Here is a 12,879-nt window from a genome sequence, read left to right as displayed (position 1 = left end):
CGTGTCGTCCGTCCACCCGTCAGCCGTCGCCGGCCCCGGCAGCGGCGACCCCGTCACCCACGCTCTCGGCGGCCTCGGCCACCCCGTCGACTGCGCAGGACTGCGCAGCGTGCCGCTGGAGGGGCCGCAGGTGCTGTGGCTCGTCGTCGGCGGTGCGCTCGACGTGTTCGCCGTCGACGCGGCGCAGCAGGGGCAGTGGCACTTCCTCGGCCGGCTGGAGGCGGGGACCGTACTCCTCGGCCCGGTCGAAGGACCGCAGCACACCCTGGTCGGCCGCCCGTCGCAGGACTGTCTGCTGCGCCGGATCCAACTGAGGGAGCTGTACCGCCCCGAGTACGCCGGGTACGACACCGGGCAGTTCGACACGGGCCAGTACGACACCGTGCAGTACGGCCAGGAGGGGATGCCGACCGCCCTGGAGTACGCGTTCTCCCTCGGGACCGGACGGGCTCTCGGGGTCCTCTTCGAGGCTGCGCTCAACGGCCGGCCGGTCGAGGAGGCCGTCGCCGACGACGACATCCTGTGGATGCCGGTGCCGTCCGGCAGCGTCCAGTACGGCGGCGCCTACAGCGCCGACGCGGCCGGCGATCTGCTCGTCGACGCCGCACTCTGGCAGCGCATGGTGAACCAGCACTACCGGCTCCTGTCGGCGGTCGACCGCTGGATCGACCAGCTGGAGCGCGCCCACGAGGACCGCACGGCCGCCGGCATCAGGGCCGGTGAAGCCGTACGGGCCAGGGCCGACCAGGCGCTGATCGCCTCGATCGGCAGACCTGACCGGGCCGGGCGCGGCGCGAGCGGACGGGACACCGCCGCGGACGACGCCACGTACGCGGTGTGCCGTCAGGTCGCCGAGGCTGCGGGGATCACGCTGACCGAGCCGCCGAAGGGCACCGCGGTCGACGACCGGGTCGGCCCGGTGGAGCGGGTGGCGATGCACTCCCGGATCCGGACCCGCACGGTCCGGCTCTCCGGACGCTGGTGGCGCACCGACATCGGTCCGCTGGTCGGCCACTGGGCCAAGTCGGGTGCGCCGGTCGCGCTGTTGTGGCGGCGAGGACGCTACGAGGCCGTGAACCCGGCATCGGGACTGCGGCGGCGCATCGGCGGGGACAGCGCGGAGGAGTTCGAACCGAGCGGCGTGATGTTCTACCGGCCGCTGCCGGAAGAGCCTCCGACGTTCTGGCGGTTGCTGCGGTTCAGTCTGCGCGGCACCCGGATGGATCTGCGCAATCTCGCCGTCGGCGCGCTGGTGACGGTCGGCCTCGGGGCGCTGGTGCCCATCGCCACCGGACAGGTCCTCGGCGTGTACGTGCCCACGGCCGAGCGCAGCCTGATCGTGCAGGTGTCGGTGGCCGTGATGATCGCCGGCATCGTGGCCGCGGCCTTCATGCTGCTGCAGAACCTCACGGTTCTGCGGATGGAGGGGCGGATCGAGAGCTCGCTGCAACCGGCCGTGTGGGACCGGCTGCTGCGGCTGCCGACGACGTTCTTCGCCGAGCGCTCCACCGGGGAGCTGGCCAGTGCGGCGATGGGTGTCAGCGCGGTGCGCCGGGTGCTGTCCGGCATCGGTCCGGTCGCGGTGCAGGCGAGCACGATCGGGACCATGAACATCGTGCTGCTGCTCTGCTACAGCGTGCCCCTGGCGCTGGCCGCCATCGGCATGCTCGTCGTGATCGGCGCGGTCTTCCTCGGGATGGGCCTGTGGCAGCTGAAGTGGCAGCGGGAGCTGGTGGAACTCGGCAACAAGCTGAACAACCAGGCGTTCCAGACCCTGCGAGGGCTGCCGAAGCTGCGGGTCGCCGCGGCGGAGAGCTTCGCGTACGCGGCGTGGGCCCGGGAGTTCGCGCGCTCGCGCGAGTTGCAGCAGCGCGCGGGCCGCATCAGGAATCTGACGACCGTGCTCGACGCCGTCTATCTGCCGCTGTGCGCCCTCACGATGTTCATGCTGCTGGCGGGCCCCGCCCGCGGCAGCATGTCGGCGGGGGAGTTCCTGACGTTCAACACCGCCGTCACCATGCTGCTCTCCTCGGTCACCCAGCTCACCGGCGCGCTCGTCTCGGTCGCCGCCGCACTGCCGATGATCGAGCAGATCAGGCCGGTGCTCGACGAGGCCCCGGAGGTCCGCGGCTCCAGCGCCCAGCCCGGCGCGCTGACCGGTGCCCTGGAGGCACGCCGGCTGTCGTTCCGCTACGGCGACGACGGCCCGCTGGTTCTCGACGACGTCTCCCTCCAGGTGGGTGCCGGCGAGTTCGTGGCGATCGTGGGGCCGAGCGGCTGCGGCAAGTCGACCCTGCTGCGGCTGCTCATCGGCTTCGACCGTCCGGTCTCCGGCAGCGTGCTCTACGACGGCCAGGATCTGGCCGCGCTGGACCAGGCGGCCGTACGACGGCAGTGCGGTGTCGTCCTGCAGAACGCGCAGCCGCTCACCGGCTCGATCCTGGACTGCATCTGCGGTGCCGAGGAATTCGGTGAGGAAGAGGTGTGGCAGGCCGCCGAGATGGCCGGCCTCGCCGAGGACATCAAGCGGATGCCGATGGGGCTGCACACCATGATCGCGGGAGGCGGCGCGGTCTCCGGTGGCCAGCGGCAGCGGCTGATGATCGCTCAGGCGCTGATCCGCCGGCCGCGCGTCCTGTTCTTCGACGAGGCCACCAGCGCGCTGGACAACGAGACCCAGCGCATCGTCATCGACAGCACCCGCACGCTCAGCGCCAGCCGGATCGTCATCGCGCACCGGCTGTCGACGGTGATGGACGCCGACCGGGTGATCGTGATGGCGGACGGCAAGGTGGTCGAGGAAGGGGCACCCGCGGACCTGCTCGCGCGCGGTGGTCACCTCCAGGAGCTGGTGCGCCGCCAGATGGCGTGAGGCGCGGCCGGAGCGGGGGGCGGTAGGGACCGGCTGTCGACGGTTCGCCCGCCCGCCGCCGACGTACGCCCACTGAACGGCCCTCACGCGGGCTGCCGACGCCCGGCCCCCGGGCGACGATGGGCTCGCTGTCCGCGCACGCGACGAAGGTGAGGAGGCCCATGACCGGCGCGCAGACCGAGACCGGGCCCCGACGGCGGGTGGGGAAGCGACGCTGGCGTACGTGGCTGCTCCAGGGCAGCGAACAGGCGGCCCGGTACCCCGCGCCGCACGGCGAACCGCCGCCCGACCACCCGGGCAATCCCTGGTGGCGCGTCATGTGCCTCAGCGGCGTGGACTACTTCTCGACCCTGGGCTACCAGCCCGGTATCGCGGCGCTCGCCGCGGGGCTGCTGTCCCCGATCGCGACCCTCGTCCTGCTGGCGCTGACCCTGTTCGGCGCCCTGCCCGTCTACCGGCGGGTGGCCAAGGAGTCACCGCACGGCGAGGGCTCGATCGCGATGCTGGAGCGGCTCCTGACATGGTGGTCAGGGAAGCTGTTGGTCCTGGTGCTGCTGGGTTTCGCGGCCACCGACTTCGTCATCACCATCACTCTTTCGGCCGCCGACGCCGCGGCGCACGTGGTGGAGAACCCGTTCGCGCCGCACTGGATGCACAACTCGGGCATCTGGATCACCCTGATCCTCATCGGACTGCTGGGTGCCGTCTTCCTCCGGGGCTTTCACGAGGCGATCGGCATCGCGGTCCCCCTCGTGGCCGCGTATCTCGGGCTCAATCTGGTGGTGCTGGTCTCCGCCGCCTGGCAGGTGATCGGGAAGCCCGTGGTGATCGGCGACTGGTGGAGCGGCATGACCGCCGAGCACTCCTCTCCCCTGGCCATGATCGGTGTGGCACTGCTGGTGTTCCCGAAGCTGGCGCTCGGCATGTCCGGCTTCGAGACCGGCGTGGCGGTGATGCCGCAGATCAAGGGCGGTCCCGGCGACACGTACCGGAATCCGGCCGGCCGGATCCGCGACACCCGCAAGCTGCTGACCACGGCCGCGCTGACGATGTGCTGCTTCCTTCTGCTGTCCAGCCTGGCCACCACCCTGCTGATCCCGCAGGAGGCGTTCCAGGCCGGCGGTCCGGCGAACGGGCGGGCGCTCGCCTATCTGGCGCACGAGAATCTGGGCGAGGTCTTCGGCACGGTCTACGACCTCTCCACCATCTGCATCCTGTGGTTCGCCGGAGCGTCCGCGCTGGCCGGGCTGCTGAACCTCGTACCGCGGTTCCTGCCCCGCTACGGCATGGCGCCCGAATGGGCACGTGCGGTGCGGCCCCTCGTCCTGGTCTTCATGGCGATCGCCGTGCTGATCACGGTGTACTTCGACGCGAACGTCGACAAGCAGAGCGGCGCGTACGCCACCGGCGTGCTGGTCCTCATGCTGTCGGCGGCCTTCGCCTCGACGGTCGCGGTGCACCGCAGCGGCCGCCGGCGGGCCGCGATCGGATTCGGGACGATCACCGCCGTCTTCGCGTACACGCTGGTCGCCAACATCATCGAACGGCCCGACGGCATCAAGATCGCGCTGCTGTTCATCTTCGCGATCATGGTGACGTCCTTCGTCTCCCGCGTCCGCCGCGCCTTCGAGCTGCGTGCGGTCGAGGTCGTCTTCGACGGCAGGGCGGCGCAGTTCATCGACGAGGCGGCCGCCGAGGGGCCGCTCCAGCTCATCGCCAACGAGCCGCAGGAACACAGCACGGCCGCCTACCGCGAGAAGGAACGGAGCCAGCGCGAGGAGACCCCCATCCCGCTCGGACGGCAGGTCCTCTTCCTGGAGGCGTTCGTGAAGGACTCCTCCGACTTCAGCGCCGACCTGATCGTCCATGGCGACGAGAAGCACGGCGTGCGCCGGCTGCGGGTGGAGGGCACGACCGTGCCCAACACGGTCGCCGCGGTGCTGATGTCGCTGCGCGACAGAACGGGCCGGGTCCCCCACGCGTACTTCACCTGGACGGAAGGCGGCCCGATCGGCCAGCTGTTCCGCTTCCTCGTCTTCGGCAGCGGCGAGGTGGCACCGGTAACACGCGAGATCCTGCGCCGTGCGGAACCGGACCCGGCGCGCAGGCCGCGGGTGCACGTGGGCTGACGAGGGCTAGGATCTGCCGTCGAACGAACGGGGGCCATGACGGTGTCGATCTCGCTGAGCCGCCGCGGCTGGCTCCTTCTGGGCGGCCTCACTGTCGTCGGCGGCGGTACCGGCATCTACGCGGCCACCGATGACGACCCCTCCCGGGCGGACCGGGAGACAGTGCGCACGGACACGGCCCCGCTCCGACGGCGGTTCACCTCCATCGGGCAGCTGTCCGATCCTCACTGGCTCGGCTTCAACCCGAACCGCCACGGACGTGCGTCCGTCCCCGAACCCGATCCGCAGATCCGGGTGGTCGGCATCGCCCGGCTACCGGCGGGCAGAGCCGCGGCCGTCGTCGGCCTGACCGCGTACGGCTTCTCCCCCGGGGTCCCGGAGCCCGCGCCCACGGCCCTGGAGAGGTTTCTGCCCGAGCACGCACGGTGGCTGACCAGCCCGCGCTACGACCGGCACATCACGCAGGCGGTCTACCGGGGCCGGTTCCACTTCGATCTCGGCACGAACAGCGTGTACTTCGACACGGTCAATCCCGAGTTCGTGCCCGGTGTGGTGGATCCGACGGAGGCCGCCGAACCGCCCGTGTGACCGAGGCAGGGCACCGGCCGCGGGCCTCTTGACTTCACAAGACCCCCGCGCGACCTTCTCTGACGACCCATCAGCATGGCGCCGCACCGCCCCCGTCACCCCACTGGAGCGACTCACCATGCCCGAGATCACGCCGGTACCGGACACCATCGGACCCTCGCGCCGCCATGTCCTCGGGGCCGCCGGCGCGGGGCTCGTCGTCGCCACCGGTCTGCCGGCGGCCTCCGCCCACGCGGCGCAGCCGCCTCTCCTCGGGACGTACGACGTCGTCGTGGTCGGCTCCGGTGCGGCCGGGATGACCGCCGCGCTCACCGCCGCGCGTCGCGGGCTGAGCTGTGTGGTCGTGGAGAAGGCGCCCACGTACGGGGGTTCGGCGGCCCGGTCCGGCGCGGGGATCTGGATTCCGAACAATCCGGTGACGCTCGCCGCGGGTGTGCCCGACACCCCGCAGAAGGCCACGGCCTACCTGGCCGCCGTCGTGGGGGACGAGGTCGGCGCCGACCGGCAACAGGCGTTCCTCGCGCACGGACCGTCCATGATCTCGTTCGTGATGGCCAACAGCCCGTTGCGATTCCGCTGGATGGAGGGCTACAGCGACTACTACCCCGAGCTGCCCGGCGGACTGTCGGTGGGACGGTCCATCGAGCCCGCTCAGTTGGACGGCAACATCCTCGGCGCGGAGCTGAGCCGGCTGAACGCTCCCTACCTCCCCGTCCCCGCCGGGATGGTCGTCTTCAGCGCCGACTACAAGTGGATCGCCCTCGCCACCGTCAGCATCAAGGGTGCCGCCGTCGCGGCCGAGTGCCTGGCCCGCGGGACCCGGGCCGCCCTGCTCGGACAGCGGCCGCTCACCATGGGCCAGGCACTGGCGGGCGGACTGCGGGCCGGGTTGATGAGCGCGGGGGTACCGGTGTGGCTGAGCACCCCGCTCTCCGATCTGCACATGGAGAACGGCCGGGTCACCGGCGCGGTCGTGACACGCGGCGGCGCACCCGGGCTCGTCCGGGCCCGGCGCGCGGTCGTCGTCGGGTCGGGCGGCTTCGAGCACAACGCGGCGATGCGCGACCGCTATCAGCAGCAGCCGATCGGCACCGACTGGACGGTGGGCGCCAAGGAGAACACGGGTGACGGGATCCGGGCGGGTGAACGGGCAGGAGGGGCGCTCGCCCTGATGGACGACGCCTGGTGGGGGCCGGCGATCCCGCTGCCGGGCGAACCGTACTTCTGCCTGGCCGAACGCACCCTGCCGGGCAGTCTCCTGGTCAACCAGGCCGGGGCGCGGTTCGTCAACGAGGCGGCGCCTTACAGCGATGTCGTCCACGTCATGTACGAGCGCAACGCGAGCTCACCGGACATCCCGGCGTGGCTGGTGGTCGACCAGAACTACCGCAACCGGTATCTGTTCAAGGACATCGCGCCCACCTTCGTCCTCCCGGACTCCTGGTACGCGTCCGGTGCCGTGCACACGGCGTGGAGCCTGGACCAGCTGGCGGGGCGGATCGGCGTACCGGCGGCGGCGCTCCGGGCGACCGTCAACCGCTTCAACAGCCAGGCCCGCGCGGGCTCGGACGCCGACTTCTACAGAGGCGACAGCGCGTACGACCACTACTACACCGACCCCGGGATCGCGCCCAACTCCTGCCTGGCACCGCTATGGCTGCCGCCGTTCCACGCGTTCCGGATCGTGCCCGGTGACCTCGGCACCAAGGGCGGCCTGACGACCGACGCCCGCGCCCGGGTTCTCCGCCCCGACGGCTCCGTGATCCCGGGCCTGTACGCGGCGGGGAATGCCAGCGCGGCTGTCATGGGGCGCAGTTACGCCGGGGCGGGCTCGACGATCGGTCCGGCGATGACGTTCGGCTACATAGCGGCGAACGACATCGCGGACAGTCCCTGAGCCCGCCCGGGTCCGAGCGCGACGGGAACTGAGCCCCGCGCCGGCCCATGCCATGAGCACCGGCCGGCCCGTGTTTCGACTCCCGGGCCGGCCGCCCACCGCGTCGTCGGCCCGCCCCAACGACCGGGGCGCGTCCGCTAGTCCGCCGCGACGTCAAGGTGCGGCAGGTAGTGGTCGAGACGGTCGCGCTTCGTCCACTGGTAGGACTTGTTCTCCTCGCTCGGCGGAATCAGCAGCGGCACCTGGGAGTCGATCTTGATCCCGTGCCGTTGCAGCGACTCCCGCTTCCGCGGGTTGTTGGACAGCAGCCGCACGGACCGCACGCCGAGGTCGTGCAGGATGTCGGCCGCGACCTGGTAGTCACGCGCGTCGACCGGCAGCCCCTGGGCGATATTGGCCTCGACCGTGTCCATGCCCTCCGCCTGGAGTTTCATCGCACGGAGTTTGGCGAGCAGCCCGATCCCCCGGCCCTCATGTCCCTGGAGGTAGACAAGAATGCCGCGGCCCTCCTTGACTATCGCACCCAGCGCCGCGGACAGTTGCTCGCCGCAATCGCAGTGCTTGGAGCCGAAGACATCTCCGGTGAGACACTCCGAGTGCAGTCGGGTGAGCGCACCTTCGGTCTCGACGTCTCCGTAAACGAGCACCATTTGCTCCTCACCGCGATTGCGGTCGAGGTAGCCGACGGCAAGGAAATCGCCGTGCACGGTGGCAAGCCGGACACTCACCGCGCGCTCGACTCCGGACGGACGAGTACCGTCGTCGTCGAACACGTCATCACTTTCTATCATGGCTCGATCCTAACCGGGCAGGTGGTAATTCCAAGGCGGCGTGGGGGAAAATGAGAGACGACGCATCAACCGAGTGCCCGGTTCATCACGTTCGACCGGCCATATCCCTTGCAGTGACGTACGAAAGGCCGGAACGACATGAGCGGTTCGGGAACACCACAGTGGGCTTCGGGCCTGCTCCCGACGGACACCACGGAGGACGTACGGGCCCGCCGGGCCGACGTTGCCGTGCTTCCCATCGGCAGCTTCGAGCAACACGGAGCATTTCTCCCCCTGGTGACCGACACGGTCATCGCCGGCACGATCGCCGCCGAGATCGCCGCCGCGCATCCGGTTCTCCACCTTCCTCCCGTGACGGTGTCCTGCTCCCACGAGCATGCCGCCTGGCCGGGTACTGTCAGTATTTCCGCCACGACGCTTTATGCCGTGGTCCGTGATATCGCCGACTCCCTCCGCCGCTCCGGTATCACCTCGCTGATTCTGGTGAACGGGCACGGCGGAAATTACGTGCTGCGTAATGTTGTTCAGGAATCCGCCTCCTTCAGCGGTATGCGGATGGCTCTTTTCCCGGGCTCGGGCGACTGGGCTGCGGCCCGGACGAGAGCCGGTCTGGAGACCTCGTCGCACAGCGATATGCATGCCGGAGAAGTGGAGACATCCATCCTGTTGCACGCCCATCCGGACGTGGTCCGTCCCGGTTATGAGACGGCGGATCACGTCGCCGACGACCGCAGGCATCTGCTCACTCTCGGTATGCCGGGCTATACGGAGTCCGGTGTCATCGGCCGCCCGTCGCTGGCGTCCGCGGATAAGGGGAAGGAGCTGCTGGCCTCACTCGTCGATTCCTTCGGTGAATACCTGTCACTTCTCTCCGGGGAGGAGGCGCGATGAGTGTTCACGGCACCTCCCTGACGGAGGAACAGGCGTGGGAACTGCTGCTCGGTGTGCGCTCCGAGGCGGATGCCGAGGCCGCCGGGCTGGTGCTCGGCCGGGACGGGGTCCGGCGGTGGAGCCAGGACGCTTCGCCCGAAGCGGAGGCGCTCGCCGATCTGTATCTGCCGCTGTGCCTGGCCGGTCCGCGTCTGACCGTCGCTCAGCTCGGTCAGAGCGTCGACGGCTTCATCGCCACGCGTACCGGTGACGCCGACTTCGTCACCGGCGAGGAGGACCGTCGTCATCTGCACCGGCTCCGGGCGCTCGCCGACGCGGTCGTGGTCGGGGCGGGCACCGCCGTCTCGGACGATCCCCAGCTGACGGTGCGCGCCTGCGCCGGTACCAACCCGGTGCGTGTCGTGCTCGATCCGCGCGGCCGGGTCCCTCTGGAGCGCAAGGTCTTCACCGATGGGTCAGCTCCCACTCTGTGGGTGGTCGGCGCCGGCGGCGGCCACGAGAAGCGGGTGCGCGACAGTGTCGGTGGCGGCAGTGGCGGTGTTGACGTGCTGACGCTGCCGGACGACGACGCGTTCGCCCCCCGTCGGCTGGTCGAGACCCTGGCGAGCCGCGGTCTCGGCCGGATGCTGATCGAGGGCGGCGGTGTCACCGTGTCGCGCTTCCTGCACGAGCAGGCACTCGACCGGCTGTACGTCACCGTCGCACCGGTCCTGCTGGGCGACGGCGTTCCCGGTCTGCGCTTCGCGGGCACGTCCGTGATGCGTGAGGCGCTGCGTCCGCCGACGCGGCGCGCCATGCTCGGCGAGGACACCCTCTTCGAGTTCGGACTCGGAACGCCGTAGCCGCACGAGCCACTGCCCGGCAAGCACGAGCATGCCGGGCAGACTCGCGGCGAACGCGAGAACTCCGTACACCACGGCGACGGTCAGGCCCTGGGCCGCGCCGAGGCCGGCGGCGCCGAAGGCCCAGGCGGTGGCGCCTTCTCTTGGGCCCCAGCCGCCGACGTTGAGCGGCAGCGCCATGGCGAGCAGCGCCAGCACCATCAGCGGGGCCAGTTCGGCGAAGGGCGCGGTGGAGCCGGCGGCGCGGGCCGCCACGAGGAACATCGCGAGGTGGCCCGCCAGTACGGCGACGGACGAGACCACCACGGCGGGCCAGCTCCCGCGGGCCAGCAGCGCGGTCCGCGCCTCGGTGAGCGTGGCGCGGACCGCCCTGCGCCAGCGGGAGGTTGCGGGCTTGCGGCGCCGGCGGACGGCGGCCGCGACACCGAGGGCGCACAGCGCCGCGAGTACGACGGCGGCCAGGGGGGACGCGACCGCGTCGCGGGTCACGGCCAGGACCGGCGAGGGCAGCGTGAGCAGGATCGTTACGCCTGCGACGAGCAGCACAATCTGGCCCGCCGTCCGCTCCAGGACGACGGCGCGGACCCCCCGGCCGATGTCGCCCGTGTTCTGCCCGTGCCGTACGGCTCGGTGCACATCGCCGAGTACGCCGCCGGGCAGTGCCGCGTTGAGGAACAGGGCCCGGTAGTAGTCGGCGACGGCGCCGCCGAGCGGCAGTTTGATGTTCAGTCCGCGGGCGACCACGCACCAGCGCCAGGCACTGAGAACGGTGGTGAACAGACCGATCCCGAGCGCGGCGAGGAGGGTGGGACCGTCGATCCTGCGCAGTCCGTCCAGGAAGGCGCCGGTGCCCAGGCGCCACAGCAGTACCGCGAGGATCGCCGCACCGGCGATCGTGCCGATCCGGCCCTTGAGGTTCTGTGCGCTCATGACGTCCCGCCCGTCGGCCGGGGCAGTGCCAGCAGATCGCTGTGGTGCACGACCACCTCCAACTCGCGCGCGGCGCAGGCCGCCAGGCGGCGCCGCAGATACTCGACGGCACGCGGCCCGAGGTCCGGGCGTTCCTCGCACGCGGCGCCGACCCAGCCCTGCAGCCACTCCCCCGTCAGCTCCGACTCCTCGGCGCCGAGCCGCCACGGGCTGGCGTGCACCCGCACGGTCATGCCGTGCCGTGCGAAGGCCTCCGAGGCCTGCGTCACCGCGTCGGGGCCCAGCAGTCCACCGCGCCGCTGGTGGGCGTTGAACGCCTCTTGGATCTCGGCGTCGAGCGGGTCGGCGGGGGTCAGTTCGACCCGGCCCATGACGGACAGGGCCAGCAGCGCCGGGCAGCCGGCCTCGGCACAGGCCGCGGCGAGAGAGTCGATCTCCTCGCGGGTCAGGACGTCCAGCAGGGCCGACGCCGTCACGAGCGAGGCGCCCGCGAGCGTCGCGGCGGTGAGACCGGCGAGATCACCGTGTACGGTCGCGACCGTGACGGGGCTGCCGTCGTCGGCGGTCCGGGGGGTTCGGTCGGCGGCCAGCACGAGCAGTTCGGGATCGCGGTCGTGCAGGACCCAGTGCTGCGCGCCGGTCAGCCGGGGGGCGAGCCAGCGGCCCATGGACCCGCTGCCGCAGCCGAGGTCGTGGATCACGAGACCCGTGCCGTCGTCCTGACCACTCGTCAGAGCGCTGATCAGGGGGGCGAGGAGTTCACGCGCGCGTGCGGCCGCGTCGGCGGGCTCGCGCAGCTCCAGCCACTCGGGGGCGTAACGAGGCACTTCGGTGGCGGTCATGCGACCCTCCGGGGTTCGTGCAGGAGGTGTTCGAGTGCTCCGGCGAGATGACGCGCTGTCGACTCCCAGCCGTCGAGCACGGCGCGGCGGCCGAGTGCCGCCGCCTTCAGTTGCCGGCGCAGTTCGGGCTCGTCGAACCAGCGGCGGAGCGCCGCCGGGAGGGCCGACGGGTCCTCGGACCGGACGAGGATGCCCGGCACACTGCCGTCGGGTGCCCGGCCGACCGCCTCGGGAAGTCCGCCCACGGCCGTCGCGAGGACGGGCACGCCGTGGGCGAGTGCCTCGGTGACGGCCATGCCGTACGTCTCGGCGTACGAGGTGAGGACGAGCAGATCGGCGGCGGCGTAGTGGGCGGCGAGTTCTTCCCGCGGGAGCGGACCCGCGAGCCGGACACGGTCGGAGAGACCGGAGTTGCCGATGAGCTCACGCAGCCCGGAGACGTAGCCGGGGTCGTGGTCGAGGCCGCCGACGCACAGACAGGACCAGGGCAGGTCCGCGACGCCCGCAAGCGCCTTCACCAGCCGGTACTGGCCCTTGCGCGGAGTCACGGCCGCCACGCACAGCAGCCGCGAGACACCGTCGGTGCCGGGTGCCGCGGGCTCGGTGTCGACGCCGGGGGCGGCGACATGGAGCCGGTCGGGTGCGAGCCGGTGGTGGGCCGCGAGGCGGCGTGCCGCCCAATGGCTCGTCACCACGACCGCCCTGACGGCGCGCAGGGTGTCGCGCTCCAGGGCGTCCAGCTCCGCCGCCTTGGCGGCGACCAGCCCCGTCTCGTCGCCGAGAGGCAGATGCACCAGGACCACCAGGCGCAGCCGCTCCGCCTCGGGGACGACGATGTCGGGCACCCCGCAGGCGACGATTCCGTCGACGAGGACGAGGGAACCGTCGGCCTGCTCGGCCAGGATGCGGCGCAGTTCGTTGCGGGCCGCGGCGTCGGGCTGCGGCCAGCCGCCCGCGACGGTGTGCTCGTGGACCTGCCAGCCGATACGGGACAGGTCCCGGCAGACCCGGCGGTCGTACACGTTGCCGCCGCTGGGTGCGGCGGGGTCGTCGACACCACCGGGCATGACGAAGTGCACCGCGCGCGAGGGCGGGGT

General features: G+C 71.4%; 9 protein-coding genes and 1 pseudogene. 6 read left to right on the top strand and 4 right to left on the bottom strand.

All coding sequences use genetic code 11. The features are described 5' to 3' along the window. The first annotated feature begins 1 nt into the window (after position 1). From OHA05_RS30570 to kstD, 4 genes are all read left to right on the top strand, one after another. Positions 2–2,872, top strand: a complete 2,871-nt coding sequence (locus OHA05_RS30570) for an NHLP bacteriocin export ABC transporter permease/ATPase subunit (protein WP_328862290.1) — start codon at positions 2–4, stop codon at positions 2,870–2,872. Between the two features lie 161 nt (positions 2,873–3,033). Then, positions 3,034–5,001 (top strand): amino acid transporter, encoded by a 1,968-nt coding sequence (locus OHA05_RS30565; RefSeq protein ID WP_328862289.1) that lies wholly within the window; start codon positions 3,034–3,036, stop codon positions 4,999–5,001. A 36-nt stretch (positions 5,002–5,037) separates the two neighbouring features. Continuing rightward, positions 5,038–5,589 carry a hypothetical protein gene (locus OHA05_RS30560; RefSeq protein ID WP_328862288.1) on the top strand — a complete coding sequence of 184 codons (552 nt, stop codon included), beginning with the start codon at positions 5,038–5,040 and terminating at the stop codon, positions 5,587–5,589. Between the two features lie 118 nt (positions 5,590–5,707). Continuing rightward, positions 5,708–7,486, top strand: a complete 1,779-nt coding sequence (gene kstD / locus OHA05_RS30555) for a 3-oxosteroid 1-dehydrogenase (protein ID WP_328862287.1) — start codon at positions 5,708–5,710, stop codon at positions 7,484–7,486. 137 nt (positions 7,487–7,623) lie between these two features. On the opposite strand, the gene ribA is transcribed toward kstD, so the two are convergent. Then, a complete protein-coding gene (gene ribA / locus OHA05_RS30550) occupies positions 7,624–8,277 on the bottom strand; it encodes a GTP cyclohydrolase II (protein ID WP_328862286.1) in 654 nt (217 codons plus the stop codon). Positions 8,278–8,415: 138 nt separating this feature from the next. Between ribA and OHA05_RS30545 the strand changes: the two genes are divergently transcribed. After that, positions 8,416–9,168, top strand: coding sequence for a creatininase family protein (locus OHA05_RS30545; RefSeq protein WP_313943043.1), 753 nt, complete (start codon positions 8,416–8,418; stop codon positions 9,166–9,168). After that, positions 9,165–10,010, top strand: a complete 846-nt coding sequence (locus OHA05_RS30540; RefSeq protein ID WP_313943044.1) for a RibD family protein — start codon at positions 9,165–9,167, stop codon at positions 10,008–10,010. Before OHA05_RS30545 ends, OHA05_RS30540 begins: the two co-directional genes overlap by 4 nt. Here OHA05_RS30540 and OHA05_RS30535 read toward each other — a convergent pair. From OHA05_RS30535 to OHA05_RS30525, 3 genes and pseudogenes are all read right to left on the bottom strand, one after another. Further along, positions 10,005–10,940 (bottom strand): annotated as a pseudogene (locus tag OHA05_RS30535) (lysylphosphatidylglycerol synthase transmembrane domain-containing protein); the annotation flags it as partial. The gene OHA05_RS30540 and the pseudogene OHA05_RS30535 sit on opposite strands and share 6 nt — an antisense overlap. Then, a complete protein-coding gene (locus OHA05_RS30530) occupies positions 10,937–11,851 on the bottom strand; it encodes an SAM-dependent methyltransferase (protein WP_443043852.1) in 915 nt (304 codons plus the stop codon). The gene OHA05_RS30530 and the pseudogene OHA05_RS30535, both read right to left, overlap by 4 nt. Next, the gene (locus OHA05_RS30525) at positions 11,779–12,849 is read right to left on the bottom strand and encodes a glycosyltransferase family 4 protein (protein WP_328863483.1); all 1,071 of its coding nucleotides are present in this window, start codon (positions 12,847–12,849) and stop codon (positions 11,779–11,781) included. Before OHA05_RS30525 ends, OHA05_RS30530 begins: the two co-directional genes overlap by 73 nt. Positions 12,850–12,879: the final 30 nt, after the last annotated feature.

Source organism: Streptomyces sp. NBC_00306 (genome assembly GCF_036169555.1).
Taxonomy (GTDB): domain Bacteria; phylum Actinomycetota; class Actinomycetes; order Streptomycetales; family Streptomycetaceae; genus Streptomyces; species Streptomyces achmelvichensis.
The sequence above is the reverse complement of the archived record's forward strand: the minus strand, read 5'-3'. Positions and strand labels throughout refer to the sequence as shown.

What these genes read in the sequence shown, in the direction of transcription:
- OHA05_RS30565 (WP_328862289.1), top strand. Translation starts at nt 3,034, where the DNA reads ATGACCGGCGCGCAGACCGAGACCGGGCCCCGACGGCGGGTGGGGAAG.
- OHA05_RS30560 (WP_328862288.1), top strand. Translation starts at nt 5,038, where the DNA reads ATGACGGTGTCGATCTCGCTGAGCCGCCGCGGCTGGCTCCTTCTGGGC.
- kstD (WP_328862287.1), top strand. Translation starts at nt 5,708, where the DNA reads ATGCCCGAGATCACGCCGGTACCGGACACCATCGGACCCTCGCGCCGC.
- ribA (WP_328862286.1), bottom strand. Translation starts at nt 8,277, where the DNA reads ATGATAGAAAGTGATGACGTGTTCGACGACGACGGTACTCGTCCGTCC.
- OHA05_RS30545 (WP_313943043.1), top strand. Translation starts at nt 8,416, where the DNA reads ATGAGCGGTTCGGGAACACCACAGTGGGCTTCGGGCCTGCTCCCGACG.
- OHA05_RS30540 (WP_313943044.1), top strand. Translation starts at nt 9,165, where the DNA reads ATGAGTGTTCACGGCACCTCCCTGACGGAGGAACAGGCGTGGGAACTG.
- OHA05_RS30525 (WP_328863483.1), bottom strand. Translation starts at nt 12,849, where the DNA reads ATGCCCGGTGGTGTCGACGACCCCGCCGCACCCAGCGGCGGCAACGTG.